The 15,584-nt window shown below is 68.2% G+C and carries 11 protein-coding genes; 4 read left to right on the top strand and 7 right to left on the bottom strand.

Going from position 1 to position 15,584, the window contains the following annotated elements; genetic code table 11:
* The first annotated feature begins 183 nt into the window (after positions 1–183).
* From carA to EL288_RS16895, 3 genes are all read left to right on the top strand, one after another.
* Positions 184–1,338, top strand: a complete 1,155-nt coding sequence (carA, locus tag EL288_RS16905) for a glutamine-hydrolyzing carbamoyl-phosphate synthase small subunit (RefSeq protein WP_033448474.1) — start codon at positions 184–186, stop codon at positions 1,336–1,338.
* A 10-nt stretch (positions 1,339–1,348) separates the two neighbouring features.
* Positions 1,349–4,591, top strand: a complete 3,243-nt coding sequence (carB, locus tag EL288_RS16900) for a carbamoyl-phosphate synthase large subunit (protein WP_003809588.1) — start codon at positions 1,349–1,351, stop codon at positions 4,589–4,591.
* 150 nt (positions 4,592–4,741) lie between these two features.
* Positions 4,742–5,506 carry an SDR family oxidoreductase gene (locus EL288_RS16895; protein WP_003809590.1) on the top strand — a complete coding sequence of 255 codons (765 nt, stop codon included), beginning with the start codon at positions 4,742–4,744 and terminating at the stop codon, positions 5,504–5,506.
* A 180-nt stretch (positions 5,507–5,686) separates the two neighbouring features.
* On the opposite strand, the gene EL288_RS16890 is transcribed toward EL288_RS16895, so the two are convergent.
* The 6 genes from EL288_RS16890 to EL288_RS16865 form a co-directional block, all read right to left on the bottom strand.
* On the bottom strand, positions 5,687–6,331 hold the full coding sequence (locus tag EL288_RS16890; RefSeq protein ID WP_003809593.1) for a histidine phosphatase family protein: 645 nt from the start codon (positions 6,329–6,331) through the stop codon (positions 5,687–5,689).
* Positions 6,332–6,341: 10 nt separating this feature from the next.
* On the bottom strand, positions 6,342–7,241 hold the full coding sequence (locus EL288_RS16885; RefSeq protein ID WP_003809596.1) for a LysR family transcriptional regulator: 900 nt from the start codon (positions 7,239–7,241) through the stop codon (positions 6,342–6,344).
* A gap of 47 nt (positions 7,242–7,288) precedes the next feature.
* A complete protein-coding gene (locus EL288_RS16880) occupies positions 7,289–8,374 on the bottom strand; it encodes an ABC transporter ATP-binding protein (protein ID WP_003809599.1) in 1,086 nt (361 codons plus the stop codon).
* Positions 8,371–10,080, bottom strand: a complete 1,710-nt coding sequence (locus EL288_RS16875; RefSeq protein ID WP_003819869.1) for an ABC transporter permease — start codon at positions 10,078–10,080, stop codon at positions 8,371–8,373. The genes EL288_RS16880 and EL288_RS16875 overlap by 4 nt, the downstream gene beginning before the upstream one ends.
* A gap of 76 nt (positions 10,081–10,156) precedes the next feature.
* Positions 10,157–11,479 (bottom strand): ABC transporter substrate-binding protein, encoded by a 1,323-nt coding sequence (locus EL288_RS16870; RefSeq protein ID WP_003809603.1) that lies wholly within the window; start codon positions 11,477–11,479, stop codon positions 10,157–10,159.
* 100 nt (positions 11,480–11,579) lie between these two features.
* Positions 11,580–11,897, bottom strand: coding sequence for a hypothetical protein (locus tag EL288_RS16865; RefSeq protein WP_004568205.1), 318 nt, complete (start codon positions 11,895–11,897; stop codon positions 11,580–11,582).
* A 133-nt stretch (positions 11,898–12,030) separates the two neighbouring features.
* Here EL288_RS16865 and EL288_RS16860 point away from each other — a divergent pair, with 133 nt between their 5' ends.
* A complete protein-coding gene (locus EL288_RS16860) occupies positions 12,031–13,344 on the top strand; it encodes a solute carrier family 23 protein (RefSeq protein ID WP_003809610.1) in 1,314 nt (437 codons plus the stop codon).
* A 30-nt stretch (positions 13,345–13,374) separates the two neighbouring features.
* On the opposite strand, the gene EL288_RS16855 is transcribed toward EL288_RS16860, so the two are convergent.
* Positions 13,375–15,012, bottom strand: coding sequence for a methyl-accepting chemotaxis protein (locus EL288_RS16855; protein ID WP_033473049.1), 1,638 nt, complete (start codon positions 15,010–15,012; stop codon positions 13,375–13,377).
* Positions 15,013–15,584: the final 572 nt, after the last annotated feature.

The raw sequence follows: 15,584 nt of genomic DNA, 5'->3' as shown, positions 1-15,584 counted from the left end.
AGCACCCCGTCGCGCATGGGCCGGGCAACGGCTGGAAAATTTTGGGGACGTAGCGATGCCGGCATGGCCGTCGGCCCGGATGATCTGCCCGCGCAGCCTTATCCGGCGCGCCATGCGGGGAAAATTGGCCGTCCAGGGTATAATCTGAAAGTTTGATTATCGATTCTGAAACCGGGGTTTACTGTGCTGCCGCAACTTTTTCCCGAGGGGATCAACCGCTTCCCTCCTGCAATTCTGGCTTTGGCGGACGGTACCATTTTTCGGGGCGTATCGATAGGCGCGCCTGGGCATACCGTGGCCGAAGTGGTGTTCAACACTTCGATGACCGGATACCAGGAAATCCTGACAGACCCGAGCTACGCCGGGCAGACCGTCATGCTGACCTATCCCCACATTGGCAATACCGGCGTCAATCCTGAAGACGTCGAGGCCAATCGTGTGTACGCCGCCGGTCTGGTGGTGCGCGACTGCCCGGCGCGCGTGTCCAATTTCCGCGCCACGCAATCGCTGCCCGAGTACCTGAACGCGCAAGGCATCGTCGCCATTGCGGGCATCGACACGCGCAAGCTGACCCGCATCCTGCGCGAGTCCGGCGCCCAGGGCTCGTGCATCCTGGTCGGCGAGGACGCCGAGCGCGCGGTCGAGCTGGCCCGCGGCTTTCCGGGCATGAGCGGCCAGGACCTGGCCAAGGTCGTCTCCATCAAGGAGCGCGCCGACTGGACCCAGGGCACCTGGGAACTGGGCTCGGGCTACACGCAGCCGGCCCAGGACCGCTTCCACGTCGTGGCCTATGACTATGGCGTCAAGAGCAACATCCTGCGCCTGCTGGCCGATCGCGGCTGCCGTGTCACGCTGGTGCCGGCGCAGACTACCGCCGAGGAAGCGTTCAAGCTGCAACCCGACGGCGTGTTCCTGTCCAACGGCCCGGGCGATCCCGAGCCGTGCGACTACGCGGTGGACGCCACGCGCGCCTTCCTGGAGCGCAAGCTGCCGGTGTTCGGCATCTGCCTGGGCCACCAGCTGATGGGCCTGGCGCTGGGCGGCAAGACCGTCAAGATGAAGACCGGCCACCACGGGGCCAACCACCCGGTGCAGGACGTGCAATCCGGGCGCGTCTTCATCACCAGCCAGAACCACGGTTTCGCGGTCGACGCCGCGACCCTGCCGGCCAATACGCGCGTCACGCACATTTCGCTGTTCGACGGCACGCTGCAGGGTTTCGAACTGACCGACCGGCCGGCGTTCTGCTTCCAGGGCCACCCCGAAGCCAGCCCCGGGCCGCACGACATCATCGTGCTGTTCGACAAGTTCATCAGCCTGATGGCCGGCCAGAAATAAAGATTCCACCATGCCCAAGCGTACAGATCTAAAAAGCATCCTCATCATCGGCGCCGGCCCGATCATCATCGGCCAGGCCTGCGAGTTCGACTATTCGGGCGCCCAGGCGTGCAAGGCGCTCAAGGCCGAGGGTTACCGGACCATCCTGGTCAACAGCAACCCCGCCACCATCATGACCGACCCCGAAACGGCGGACGTCACCTATATCGAGCCCATCACGTGGCAAGCGGTCGAGAAGATCATCGAGCGCGAGAAGCCCGATGCGCTGCTGCCCACCATGGGCGGCCAGACCGCGCTGAACTGCGCGCTCGACCTGGCCCACCACGGCGTGCTGAAAAAGCACAACGTCGAGCTGATCGGCGCCAACGAGCACGCCATCGAGAAGGCCGAAGACCGCCAGAAGTTCAAGCAGGCCATGACCGACATCGGCCTGGAATCGGCCAAGTCGGGCGTGGCCCACTCGATGGACGAGGCCTGGGAAGTGCAGCGCCGCATCGCGGCCGACATCGGCACGGCGGGCTTTCCCGTCGTCATCCGCCCCAGCTTCACGCTGGGCGGCTCGGGCGGCGGCATCGCCTATAACGCCGAGGAATTCGAGGTCATCTGCCGCCGCGGGCTGGAAGCCTCGCCGACCAAGGAGCTGCTGATCGAGGAGTCGCTGCTCGGCTGGAAAGAGTTCGAGATGGAAGTGGTGCGCGACAAGGCGGACAACTGCATCATCGTCTGCTCGATCGAGAACCTGGACCCGATGGGCGTGCACACCGGCGATTCGATCACCGTGGCGCCGGCCCAGACGCTGACCGACAAGGAATACCAGATCATGCGCAACGCGTCGATCGCGGTATTGCGCGAGATCGGCGTGGACACCGGCGGTTCGAACGTGCAGTTCGCGGTCAATCCGCAGAACGGCCGCATGATCGTCATCGAGATGAACCCGCGCGTGTCGCGTTCGTCGGCGCTGGCCTCCAAGGCCACCGGCTTTCCCATCGCCAAGGTCGCCGCGCGCCTGGCCGTGGGCTACACGCTGGACGAGCTGCGCAACGAGATCACCGGCGGCGCCACCCCGGCCTCGTTCGAGCCGACCATCGACTACGTGGTCACCAAGGTGCCGCGCTTCGCGTTCGAGAAATTCCCGCAGGCCGATGCGCGCCTGACCACCCAGATGAAGTCGGTGGGCGAAGTCATGGCCATGGGCCGTACTTTCCAGGAGTCGTTCCAGAAAGCCCTGCGCGGCCTGGAAGTCGGCGTGGACGGCCTGAACCAGAAGACCACCGACCGCGAGAAGCTGCAGATCGAGCTGGGCGAGCCCGGCCCCGAGCGCATCTGGTACGTGGGCGATGCCTTCGCCCAGGGCTTCACGCTGGACGAGGTGCACGGCCTGACGCGCATCGATCCGTGGTTCCTGGCGCAGATCAAGGAAATCGTCGACATCGAGCTCGCGCTCGAGCAGAAGACGCTGGCCGATCTCGACTACGCCACCCTGTGGGAGCTGAAGCGGCGCGGTTTTTCCGACCGCCGCCTGGCGTTCCTGCTGGATTCGTCCGAGTCCGAAGTGCGCAAGCTGCGCCACCAGCTCAACGTGCGTCCGGTCTACAAGCGCGTGGACACCTGCGCCGCCGAATTCGCCACCAACACCGCGTACATGTATTCCACGTACGAGGAAGAGTGCGAGTCCCAGCCGACCGACCGCAAGAAGATCATCGTGCTCGGCGGCGGTCCGAACCGCATCGGCCAGGGCATCGAGTTCGACTATTGCTGCGTGCACGCCGCGCTGGCGCTGCGCGAAGACGGCTACGAGACCATCATGGTCAACTGCAACCCGGAAACCGTCTCGACCGACTACGACACCTCCGATCGCCTGTACTTCGAGCCGCTGACGCTGGAAGACGTGCTGGAAATCGTCCACAAGGAAAATCCGGTTGGCATGATCGTCCAGTACGGCGGCCAGACCCCGCTGAAACTGGCGCGCGCGCTCGAGGCCAACGGCGTGCCCATCATCGGCACCAGCCCCGAGTCGATCGACGTGGCCGAGGATCGCGAGCGCTTCCAGAAGCTGCTGAACAAGCTGGGCCTGCGCCAGCCGCCCAACCGCACCGCGCGCACCGAGGCCGAGGCCCTGGCGCACGCCAGCGAGATCGGCTACCCGCTGGTGGTGCGCCCCAGCTACGTGCTGGGCGGGCGCGCGATGGAAATCGTGCACGAGCAGCAGGACCTCGAGCGCTACATGCGCGAGGCCGTCAAGGTCAGCAATGACTCGCCGGTGCTGCTGGACCGCTTCCTGAACGACGCCACCGAAGTCGACGTGGACTGCCTGGCCGACGGCCAGACCGTGTTCATCGGCGGCGTCATGGAGCACATCGAGCAGGCCGGCGTGCACTCGGGCGACTCGGCGTGCAGCCTGCCGCCGTACTCGCTGTCGGCCGAGGTGATCGCCGAGATCAAGCGCCAGACCACCATGATGGCCAAGGCGCTCAACGTCTCGGGCCTGATGAACGTGCAATTCGCCATCCAGGGCGGCGACGTCTACGTGCTGGAAGTGAATCCGCGCGCCTCGCGCACCGTGCCGTACGTGTCCAAGGCCACCGGCCTGCAGCTGGCCAAGATCGCCGCGCGCGCCATGGCCGGCCGCACGCTGGCCGACCAGGGCATCACGCGCGAAGTCGTGCCGCCGTACTTCAGCGTCAAGGAAGCCGTCTTCCCGTTCGTCAAGTTCCCGGGCGTGGACACCATCCTCGGCCCGGAAATGAAGTCGACCGGCGAAGTCATGGGCGTGGGCAACAGCTTCGGCGAGGCCTTCGTCAAGTCGCAGCTGGCCGCCGGCGTGCGCCTGCCCGACTCGGGCACGGTCTTCATCAGCGTGCGGAACCAGGACAAGCCGCGCGCCGTCGAGGTCGCCCGCGGCCTGCACAACCTGGGCTTCAAGCTGGTGGCCACGCGCGGCACCGCAGCCGAGATCGAGGCCGCCGGCATTCCGGTGCAGGTGGTCAACAAGGTCACCGAGGGCCGTCCGCACATCGTCGACATGGTCAAGAACGGCGAAGTCTCGCTGGTGATCAACACCGTCGAAGAGCGCCGCAACGCCATCGCCGACTCGCGCACCATCCGCACCCAGGCGCTGGCCAACCGCATCACGTTCTTCACCACCATCGCCGGCGCGCGCGCCGCGGTGGAAGGCATGCAATTCATGCGCCAGGGGCTGGGCCTGCAGGTCTACCCCTTGCAGGAGCTGCACGCCGGGCTGACCGCGCAGTAAGGCGGCGCCTCGAACGTCCGCCCCATCCACGGCGCCATGCCGGGATGGGGTTTTTTTTTGGTGCCTGTCCCCGCGGGGACAGGCACCGCCGCACAGCCAAGTCCGGTATCCTGGCGCGGACATCCGTTTCCCGATTCCAGGACGACAGGCATGCAGCATGTATTCATCACGGGCGCCAGCAGCGGGCTGGGGCAGGCACTGGCGCGGCGCTACGCCGCCGATGGCGCGCGGCTGGGGCTGCTGGGCCGGCGCGCGCAGGCGCTCGAGGCGCTGGCGTCCAGCCTGCCCGGGCAGCACCGCTGCTATGCCGTGGACGTGCGCGACCGCGCGGCGCTGCACGCGGCCGCGCAGGATTTCATCGCCCATTGCGGCGGGCGGGTCGATGTCGTGATCGCCAGCGCCGGGGTCAGCGCCGGCACGCTGACCGAAGCGGGCGAGGACTACGCGGTGTTCAAGGAAATCGTCGACACCAACCTGCTGGCCACCGTCGCCACCTTCGAGCCCTTCATCGCCGGCATGCGCGCCGCGCGCGCCGGGCGGCTGGTGGGCATCGCCAGCGTCGCGGGCGTGCGCGGGCTGCCCGGCGCCGGCGCCTACAGCGCGTCCAAGGCGGCGGTCGCGACGTATTGCGAAAGCCTGCGGCTGGAGTTGGCGCAGGCCGGCGTGCGGGTGGTGACCATCGCGCCGGGCTATGTGAAAACCGCCATGACGGCTCACAACCCTTATGCCATGCCGTTCCTGATGGAAGCCGACGCTTTCGCCGGGCGCGCCCATGCGGCGATCGCGCGCGGCGTGTCGTATCGGGTGATTCCCTGGCAGATGGGCGTGGTGGCCAAGCTGATGCGCCTGTTGCCCGACGCCGTCTATGACCGCCTGGCGCGCGACGCGCCGCGCAAGCCGAGGCGAGGGCAGTAGGGGGCGAGCGGCGGCGGTATCCGGGGCGCCTGCCCCCGCATGGGGGAGCGACACCCGCGGCAAGTGTGCCTGTCCCCGCAGGGACAGATACCGTCTTGGCGGGCTAGCGTCGATGGCGTACGGCAGTGTGCCTGTCCCCGCGGGGACAGGCACACGCACGGGCAGGCGCCTGTCGTGGCGTCAGGGGGTTACGTCATTGCCGGTTTCGGCGCCGATGTGCTCGACATCGCCCCAGCCCAGGACTTCCCATTTGCGCTGCGCGATCGCGACGCGGTTGATGCTGACGTTGAGCAGCGCGGCGTAGCGCGGGGCATCCAGGGGCACGCCGCTGGCATGGCGCCAGATGATGTCGAGCGCGCCGCCGTGCGTGACGGCCAGGATGCGCTCGCCGGCGTGGCGGGCCGCCAGGTCGTCGACGGTGGCGATGATGCGCGCCTGGAACTGCCCCAGCGTCTCGCCGCCTTCCAGCGCACGCAGCGGATCGCGGCTGCGCCAGGCCTGCGCGGCCTGCGGCGCCTGCTGTTCCAGGTTCTCCATTTCCAGTCCTTCCAGCACGCCGAAACCGCGTTCGCGGATGCCGGGCTCGGTGCGTACCCGCAGCTGCAGCGCGGCCGACAGCGAGGCCGCCGTGTCGTGCGCGCGCTTGAGATCGCTGCTGTAGAGCGCGGCGAAGGGGTGTTCGCTGGCCGTATCGCGCAGCCGCTCGGCCAGCAGGCGGGCCTGCTCGCGGCCGGATTCGTTCAGCGGGATGTCCTGCCAGCCTTGCAGGCGGCGTTGGCGGTTCCAGTCGGTTTCGCCGTGTCGGATGAACCAGATTTCAGTCATGCGCTTGTATTCATGTGGCCACGGCGGCGCCGGGCTTCCAGATTTTTTGAATCATGGAGATTAACGCGACCAGCATGGGTTCGCCAGCCTGCTCGGGCGGGGCGATGAAACCCAGCGTGGCGTCGGCGCGCGCCTGGCCCCATACGATGAAGTCGCCGGCGGCCGCGCCGGCCAGGGCGGTTTCCTCGCGCAGCAGGGCGCAGCCGGCGCCGGCGCGCACCAGCGCGTCCAGGTTGGACTGGTCGTCGTTCTGCATCACCACTCGCGGCGCCAGGCCGTGCCGCTCGAACATATCGCGCAACAGCAGGTGCAGGTGGCTGCCGGACGGGCCGTCCAGCCAGGGCAGCTGGGCGATGTCGCGCCAGCCGGCGCGCTTCAGGGTATCGGCCAGCGAGGCGGGCAGGGCGATGCGGTAGCGCACGCTGCGCAGGGCATGCCAGGTCACGCCGCGCGGCGGGTGCGCGACGATGGTTAGCGCGCCGGCCAGCCGCGCCGTGCCGACTTGTTCGAGCAGGGCGGTGGACGGCAGCACGTGGGTTTTCAGCTCCACCAGCGGCAGGCGCTGCCGCAGCGCGGCGGCCAGCTCGCCCAGGCGCAGGAAGTCGGGCTGCTCGCTCGGCACGCCCAGGTCGATCACGCCTTGCAGCTGGCCTTGCAGCTGGCGGGCCTCGGACTTGAGCTGGGCGCCCAGCACCAGCAGCGCCTCGGCGGTGGGCAGCAGCGCTTCGCCGGCCTTGGCCAGGCTAAGCCGGCCCGCGGCCCGGTCGAACAGCGCCACGCCCAGGCTCTGCTCCAGCGCCTTCAATTGGGCGGTGACGGCGGGCTGGGTCAGCGACAGCGCTTCGGCGGCCTTGGTCAGGTTGCCCAGGCGGGCGACGGTGACGAAGGCGCGGATCTGGTAGATCTCCATGGCCGCAGTCTACGGCGAGCCGGGGCCCCGGCGCGAGCAGGGGGCGTTCATGCCGCCAGCAGCCTGATCTGGGTGGGCTCCAGGCCCACGGCCACGGGCGCGCCGACGGGAAACGGCGACAGGCCGGCCAGATGGTGCTGGTCCGCCGTCAGCCGCTGTTCGCCGACCTGCACCTGGTAGCGGGTGAACTCGCCCAGGAACTCGCTGCTTTCGACCACGCCGGGCAGCCACACATAGCGCGCGTCGCCCGTGCCGTCGGCCATTTCGATCAGCACAGTGTGGGGCCGGAAACTGGCCGCGAGGCGCCCGGCCTGCGGCGCGTCGCCATTGACCGGCAGGTGCAGCTCGCCCACGCCGTCGACGGCCAGCACCACGCCGCCGCGCGAGCGCTCGCGCACCTCGCCTTCCAGCACGTTCATGGTGCCGACGAAGTTGGCCACGAAGCGGTTGACCGGATAGTCGAACAGCGTGCTGGGCGCGCCGATCTGCTGCACCACGCCATGGTCCAGCACCGCCATGCGGTCGGCCGTGGTCATGGCCTCTTCCTGGTCGTGGGTGACGAAGATGGTGGTGATGCCCAGCCGCCGCTGCAGCGACAGCAGGTCCTGGCGCATCTGCACCCGCAGCTTCTTGTCCAGGTTGGACAGGGGTTCGTCCAGCAGCAGCACCTGCGGCTCGATGACAATGGTGCGCGCCAGCGCCACGCGCTGCTGCTGGCCGCCGGACAGTTGGTTGGGACGGCGCCGCCCGAAGTCGGCCAGGCCCACGAGTTCGAGCGCGGCGGCGACCTTGTCGCGGATCTCGGCGCGCGGCAGGCGCCGCTCGACCAGGCCGAAGGCAACGTTGTCCCACACCGTCATGTGCGGCCACAGCGCATAGTTCTGGAACACCATGCCGATATTGCGGTCCCAGGGCGGCGTGGCGCCGATGTCGCGGCCGTCGACCAGCAGCTGCCCATGGCTTTGCCGGTTGAAGCCGGCGATCAGGCGCAGCAGGGTGGATTTGCCCGATCCCGACGGGCCGAGCAGGGCGAAGAATTCGCCGGGCTCGATATGGATGCTGATGTCCTTGAGGACTTCGTTCCTGCCATAGGAAAGCCGGATGTTGCGGCATTCGACGCTGACTTTCTTCATGAGGATTCCCCGCTGCGCGCCGGCCGCTGGCGCGCCGAGGCGCGCTCGACCAGCAAGTGAGATACATAGGTGCCGATGCCGACCGCGACCACGGCCAGCACGCCCAGCGCCGCGCCCGGGCCGCGCCCGGCCGCGCTTTGCATGTACAGGTAGATGCCGTAGCTCATGGGCGCCTGGCTGTCGCGCGTGACCAGCATGATGGTGGCCGACAGCTCGACCGCGGCGGTGATGAAGCTGGTGACGAAGCCGGCCAGCATGCCGCCGGCCATCAACGGCACGACGATGCGGCGGATGGTGCGCAGCCGGCTGGCGCCCAGCGACTCGGCCGCCTCTTCGAGCGACACGTTGATCTGCTGCAGGGCCGCCACGCACGAGCGCAGCGCATAGGGCAGGCGCCGCACCGAATAGGCGATCATGATCAGCACCCAGGACGAGGTGAGCAGCACGCCGGTGCCGGGGATTTCCACCCCCCGGAAAGTGCGCAGGTAGCCGATGGCCAGCACGATGCCCGGAATCGCCAGCGCCGCCGAGGCGATGAAGTCGAGCCACTGGCGCGCCGGCAGGCGGGTGCGCAGCATCAGGTAGGCGATGGCGGTGCCCAGCACGACGTCGACGCCGGCGGCCAGGCCGCAGTACAGCAGCGTATTGGCGATCATGCCCTGCGACTCGGTGAAGACCGCGGTGTAGTGGGCGAGCGTGTAGCCGTCGGGCAGCGGCGCATAGCTCCAGACACTGGCCAGCGACAGCAGCAGCACGCCCAGGTGGGGCGAGAGCACCAGCAGCAGCACCGCGCCGATCCAGGCATAGGCCAGCACCGACTCGACCGGGCGCAGGCGGCGCTTGTGGATGGCGTTGCCGCCCTTTTGCAGGGTCGAGTAGTCCTTGCCCTTGAGCACGCGGGCCGACAGCCACAGCGCCAGGATGGAAAAGCCGATCATGATCACGCTGATCACGTAGCCCAGGGGATCTTCCAGCCCGACCTGGGTGATGCGCAGATAGGCCTGCGGCGCCAGCATGTTGGTGGTGCCCAGCACCAGCGGCGTGCCCAGGTCGTCGAACACCTTGACGAACACCAGCGAGGTGCCGGCCAGGTAGCCGGGCAGCGCCAGCGGAAAGATGATGCGGCAGAACAGCCGGAACCCGCGCGACCCCAGATTGAAGGCGGCTTCCTCCATCGATCCGTCGATGTTGCGCAGCGCGACCACCAGGTTCATCAGGATGAACGGGAAGTAATGCAGCGATTCGACGAAGATGACGCCGTTCAATCCGTCCATGAAGGGCAGGGTGATGCCGAGCCAGTCGTCCAGCAGCAGGTTGACGCTGCCCGAGCGGCCGAAGATCAGCTGCATGGCCACCGCGCCCACGAACGGCGGCATGATCAGCGGCAGCACGCCCAGGGTCTGGATCAGCAGCGCGCCGCGGAACTCGAAGCGCACCGTGAAGTAGGCCAGCGGCACCGCGATCAGCGAGGCCAGCAGCGACGACCAGCCGGCCACGTACAGGCTGTTGAAGAAGGCTTCCTTCATCAGCGGCTGGTTGAAGAAGGCGCCGAAGTGGCCCAGCGTGAAACTGCCGTCGGCGTTGACGAAGGCGGTGTAGAACACCGTGCCCACCGGAAACACCAGGAACAGCGCCAGGAAGGCGAGCACCAGCAAGGCGGCCAGCGCCGGCCCCGCGGGCAGGCGGAAAGTACCCGTAGAGGTCATGAAGATCCCGGATGTGAACGGACGAGGGCCAGGATGCGGGGCGCGCGCGGCGCGCCCCGCGGGGTGGCGGCGGCGCCTAGAGCGCGGCCGCCTCGCGCGCCAGCTTTTGCGCTTGCTCGTAGTTGGCGCGGGCCTTGCCGTTCCACTCGCCTTCGAGCTGCGTGATCTGCTGGTTGACCGCGGCGTCCTTCTTGTTGCCGGCGAACAGCTTGAGGAACGCCGGGTCGGCGGCGCGCTGGGCGTCGACCAGCGGCGTCCAGGCCAGCTGGCGCGCCTGCGCCAGCAGCTCGGCCGCCTTGCCTTGCCCGGCGCGTTCGCCCAGCTTGGCTTCGGCGTCGTAGATGGCCTTGGTGGCGGCCTGCAGCTCCTTGAGCCGGAAGGTGATGGTCTGGTCGAACAGGCTCTGGACCACGTAGTAGCGCGCCTGCGACAGGTCGGCGTCGAAGTGCACCTTGCTGCGCTTGGCGATCTCGGCCGGGTCGGGATAGCCCGGCGGGATCTTGCCGGCCAGCGCCGCGTACGGCAGCACCGGCAGGCGCGAGATCTTCGGTTCGAGCAGCAGTTCCTGGCCGGCCTGGCTGAGCGTGAAGGCGATGAACTTCTTGCCTTCCTCGGTGTTCTTCGCGCCTTCGATGAGCGCGATGTTGGCCGGCACGATGGCGGTCTCGGACGGATAGACGAAATCGACCGGGAACTTGGAGTACTTGCTCGACAGGCCGAAGAAATCGATCACCGGACCGGCGCCGAACTGGCCGTTGTTCACGCCGTCGGGCACGCCGAAGGAACGCTCGGTGACCGCGCTGGCGTTGCCCGACATGCGCAGCAGGGTGCCCCAGCCGTCATTCCAGCCTTCGCCTTGCAGGATCGTTTCCACCGTCAGGTGCATGGTGCCCGAGCGCGACGGCGCGGTGATGCCGACGTGGCCGAACCAGTGCGGCGCCAGCAGGTCCTTCCATTCGACCGGCGCGGGCAGCTTGTTGGCCTTGATGTAGCGCGTGTTGTAGATGATGCCGTAGCCGGCCAGCGCCTGGCCCATATACATGCCCGAGGGGTCGTTGATCGGGTAGCTGCCGATCTTGTCGGGCACGGCCGGGTTGGCCACGTCCGGCGCCTTGGCCAGCAGCTTGTCGCGGCCCAGCACCTCGAAGGCGTCGGGGGCGCTGGCCCAGAAGACTTCCGGACGCTGGCCGGCCGGGGTTTCGCGCACGAAGGCGATGCCCGACACGGTGTTCTTGTTGAGGATCTCCAGCTTGATGTCCGGATGGGCCTTCTCGAAGGCCGCCTTGTAGGCCTGGGTCAGGTCCTTGGGGAAAGACGTGATGACCGTTACCGTGCCGGCCAGGGCCGGCGCGCAGGCAGCCATGATGGCCGCTGCGAGGACTGGGCGCAACGCTTGCATGGGTCTCCTCCTTTTTTGAGTTGTGGCAAGACCTTAATGCCCGTGTTCCCCCGAGTCCAATCAGAAATTTTGATGCGCGCCATCAACGGCGCGGCCGGCTTCAGCGCGCCGCCAGCCGCTGCGCCAGGCGCAATTGCTCTTCCAGCAGCTTCTGGATCTGCCCCTGGATGGCGAAGGCCTGGCGGTTCAGGTCCTGCAGCTGCCGGGCCTGCTGCTCGGCGGTGGCGTTGCTTTCGCGCACCTGGCGCATCTGGCGCATGATGGCCGCCAGCTGGCGCTGCAGAGCCTGCAAGGCCTCGGCCGCGGGGCTGCCGGCCTCGTCCTTCGCGCCGCTGGCGGCGGCCCGGTCGCGCAACTGCCTGGCGTACTGGTCGAACGCGCCGGCGGAGATGCGCGATGAAACGGAACTGACGGTCATGGTGGCGGCGCCCGCGTGGATTAGGGTTAGTCCTTAATACGGCAGGCGCGCGGACGAACTTAAACATATTGCTGCGCGCTTCCGACCCCCCTTACACTTGCGCCGCCCATCCCTTCAACTTCCACGCATACCTATGTCCAATACCTATTTCCCGCGCTGGCGGCTGGCCGACGACACCGTGCCGGGCGCGGTCATCGCGCCCGACGAACGCCTGTCCTGGCCCAAGAACATCGCCATGGGGGCCCAGCACGTGGTCGCCATGTTCGGTTCCACCGTGCTGGCGCCGCTGCTGATGGGTTTCGACCCCAATGTGGCGATCCTCATGTCCGGCATCGGCACGCTGATCTTCTTCCTGTTCGTCGGCGGCCGGGTGCCCAGCTACCTGGGCTCCAGCTTCGCCTTCATCGGCGGGGTGGTGGCGGTCACCGGCTATGTGGCGCCCGGCGCCAACGCCAATATCGGCGTGGCGCTCGGCGCGATCATCGCCTGCGGCCTGGTGTACGCGCTGATCGGCCTGGTCGTATGGGCGGCCAGCGCGCGCGGCAACGGGGCGCGCTGGATCGAGGCCATGATGCCGCCGGTCGTCACGGGCGCGGTGGTGGCGGTGATCGGCCTGAACCTGGCCCCGATCGCCGCCAAGGGCGCCATGGGTTCGTCTGGCTTCGAGGCCAGCATGGCGTTGATGACCATCCTGTGCGTGGGCGGCATCGCCGTCTACACGCGCGGCATGGTGCAGCGGCTGCTGATCCTGGTCGGCCTGGTGCTGGCCTGCGTCATCTACGCGGTCTGCGCCAACGGCCTGGGGCTGGGCGCGCCCATGGACTTCGCCAAGGTGGCCGCCGCGCCGTGGTTCGGCCTGCCCAGCTTCGCCGCGCCGGTGTTCGAGCCGCAGGCCATGGGCCTGATCGTGCCGGTGGCCATCATCCTGGTGGCCGAGAACCTGGGCCACGTGAAGGCGGTCGCCGCCATGACCGGACAGGACCTGGACCGCTACGTGGGCCGCGCCTTCGTGGGCGACGGCGTGGCGACCATGGTTTCCGGCGCCGTCGGCGGCACCGGGGTGACCACCTACGCCGAGAATATCGGCGTGATGGCCGTGACGCGCATCTATTCCACGCTGGTGTTCGTGGTGGCGGCCGTGATCGCGCTGGTGCTGGGGTTCTCGCCCAAGTTCGGCGCGCTGATCCAGACCATCCCCGGCCCCGTGCTGGGGGGCATGTCGGTCGTGGTGTTCGGCCTGATCGCCATCGCCGGCGCGCGCATCTGGGTGGTCAACCAGGTCGATTTCAGCGACAACCGCAATCTGATCGTGGCCGCCGTGACCCTGGTGCTGGGGGCGGGCGACTTCAGCGTCAAGCTGGGCGATTTCTCGATGAACGGCATCGGCACCGCCACGTTCGGCGCCATCATCCTGTACGCCCTGCTGGGCCTGGCGCGCCGCCGCTGACGGCGCGCCAACCCGGCACCGGGGCCGCGCTCAGCGGGCCGCGGCCGGCGGCAGGGCGGCATGGTCGCCCGCCGGCCCGGCCAGCGGCGCGGCGGCGACGTCGATGATGGCGCCGCCCTGCGTCCTGAAGACCGCCGCCGCGGCCGCCAGGTGGCGGGCCTGTTCTTCCATGGCCGTGGCCGCCGCCGCGGCCTGTTCGACCAGCGCGGCATTCTGCTGGGTGGTTTCGTCCATTTGCGAAATCGCCAGGCTGACCTGGTCGATGCCGCTGGCCTGCTGGGCCGAGGCGGCCGAGATTTCCCCCATGATGTCGGCCACGCGCTGTACCGAGGCCACCACCTCGTCCATGGTGCCGCCGGCGCTGGCGACCTGTTGCGAGCCGGCGCGCACCGTCGCCACCGAACTCTCGATCAGGGCCTTGATCTCCTTGGCCGCCTGCGCGGCGCGCTGGGCCAGGCTGCGCACCTCGCCCGCCACCACCGCGAAGCCCTTGCCCTGTTCGCCGGCGCGCGCCGCCTCGACCGCGGCATTCAGCGCCAGGATATTGGTCTGGAAGGCGATGCCGTCGATCACGGTGACGATGTCGGCGATCTGGCGCGAGCTCGCGGAGATGCCGTGCATGGTCTGCACCACCTGCGCGACCGACTCGCCGCCGCGCTGCGCCACCTGCATGCTGACGGCGGCCAGCTGATTGGCCTGCGCGGCATTGTCGGCGTTCTGCTTGACCGTGGTGGCCAGTTCCTCCATGGTGGCCGCGGTCTCTTCCAGGGCGGCGGCCTGTTCCTCCGTGCGGCTGGACAGGTTGGCGTTGCCGGCCGAGATCTCGGCCGCGCCGACGTTGATTTCGTCGACGCCGCGCCGCATGACGGCGATGGTGCGCGTCAGGCCTTCCTGCATGCGCTTGAGCGCCGCGAACAGCGCGCCGATTTCATTGGCCGAGCGCACCTCGATGCGCGCGGTGAGGTCGCCGTCGGCGATGCGGTCGAAGTGATGGCCGGCCTCCAGCAAGGGGCGCAGCACCGCGCGGCGCACGAACAGCCAGCCGGCCAGGGTCAGCAGCACGCCCAGCGCGGCCAGCGCGATGGCGCTCCAGCGGGCCACGACATGGGTGTCTTCGGCGCCGCTGCGCACTTCGTCGCTGTGCGCCTGTACCCTGGCCAGAAAGGCTTCCATGTCGCGCTGGAATGCATGTTCGGCCTGCTGCGCGCGATTCATGGCGGCCAGGGCGGGCTCGGCCTGGCCGGCGTCGACGGCGGCGGCCAGCTCGTCCAGCACCGACTGGTAGGCGCGCCAGCGCGTCTGCAGGGTCGCGGCCAGCTCGGCCGCGGCCGGCTCCTTGGGCACGTCCACGTAGCGCTGGAATTGCGTGGCCGCCTGGCGCTGCGCCGCGCCGGCCTGCTGGTGCAGGGTCGCCACCGGGTCCAGGTGATTGGCCTGCAGGTTGGCCAGGGCCTCCAGCAGGGCGACGCGGGCGCGCAGCGCCGCGCCGCTGGCCTCGAACAGCGGGTCGACCTGGTTGACGGCGACCTGGTTCAGCCCCTCGATCTCGGCGGCGCTCCTGCCCGCGTTGCGCCACGTCAGGGCGCCCGACAGCATCAGCACCGCCAGGAAGCAGGCGAATACCGCCACCATCGCGGTGCGGACCTTGATCCTTTCAAGCATGGGCATCTCCTGGGTAGGGTCTTGCGCAATAAGCGTCGACGACGTGCGCGGCGTACCCGCGCGGGAAGTGTCAGGCCGTGACGTGGAATCCGTTGTTGATGTGGAATTCGACTTAAATGATCGGTATTCGGTATTAATTTGTTATTTGTAGTTATATATACGAATATTCATACCCGGATTTGCCCTAAGTTGGTGCGTTTTCGACGGGTGCTTTCGATTGCCCGGGGCCTCCGGCACATGAAGGAATGCGCGGCAACGCCGGGCCCGCGCTGCGATCGGCGGCCAACACGCAGGTTTTGTGGCTTTTCCGCCGCCAACATGCGCCGAAACCTACGCCTGGCTTACAGGCTTGCAATTCCGGTGGACTTTGCCGACAATGTCACCTGATTGCCCCGGTTCCGACCCGAGCCGGGGTTTTGTTTTGGTCGACGCTTGGCCGCCGGATGCGGCAGGCCGATCAAAGAGGAGACAGCAAAGGGGAGCCTCGGTCGGGTTCGACCTTGTCTCGTCTTTTGTTCGCCTGTCTTCCGCAGCGGCCCGCCTGCTTCATGGCGAGGCCATACACCAAGCCGAGACCT

Source organism: Bordetella bronchiseptica (assembly GCF_900636925.1).
Taxonomy (GTDB): domain Bacteria; phylum Pseudomonadota; class Gammaproteobacteria; order Burkholderiales; family Burkholderiaceae_B; genus Bordetella; species Bordetella pertussis.
The sequence above is the reverse complement of the archived record's forward strand: the minus strand, read 5'-3'. Positions and strand labels throughout refer to the sequence as shown.

Bases quoted from the DNA above. Each gene is read 5' to 3' on its own strand.
- EL288_RS16865 (WP_004568205.1), bottom strand. From the start codon at position 11,897: ATGACCGTCAGTTCCGTTTCATCGCGCATCTCCGCCGGCGCGTTCGAC.
- EL288_RS16870 (WP_003809603.1), bottom strand. From the start codon at position 11,479: ATGCAAGCGTTGCGCCCAGTCCTCGCAGCGGCCATCATGGCTGCCTGC.
- EL288_RS16895 (WP_003809590.1), top strand. From the start codon at position 4,742: ATGCAGCATGTATTCATCACGGGCGCCAGCAGCGGGCTGGGGCAGGCA.
- EL288_RS16855 (WP_033473049.1), bottom strand. From the start codon at position 15,012: ATGCCCATGCTTGAAAGGATCAAGGTCCGCACCGCGATGGTGGCGGTA.
- EL288_RS16880 (WP_003809599.1), bottom strand. From the start codon at position 8,374: ATGAAGAAAGTCAGCGTCGAATGCCGCAACATCCGGCTTTCCTATGGC.
- carB (WP_003809588.1), top strand. From the start codon at position 1,349: ATGCCCAAGCGTACAGATCTAAAAAGCATCCTCATCATCGGCGCCGGC.
- EL288_RS16860 (WP_003809610.1), top strand. From the start codon at position 12,031: ATGTCCAATACCTATTTCCCGCGCTGGCGGCTGGCCGACGACACCGTG.
- EL288_RS16875 (WP_003819869.1), bottom strand. From the start codon at position 10,080: ATGACCTCTACGGGTACTTTCCGCCTGCCCGCGGGGCCGGCGCTGGCC.
- EL288_RS16885 (WP_003809596.1), bottom strand. From the start codon at position 7,241: ATGGAGATCTACCAGATCCGCGCCTTCGTCACCGTCGCCCGCCTGGGC.
- EL288_RS16890 (WP_003809593.1), bottom strand. From the start codon at position 6,331: ATGACTGAAATCTGGTTCATCCGACACGGCGAAACCGACTGGAACCGC.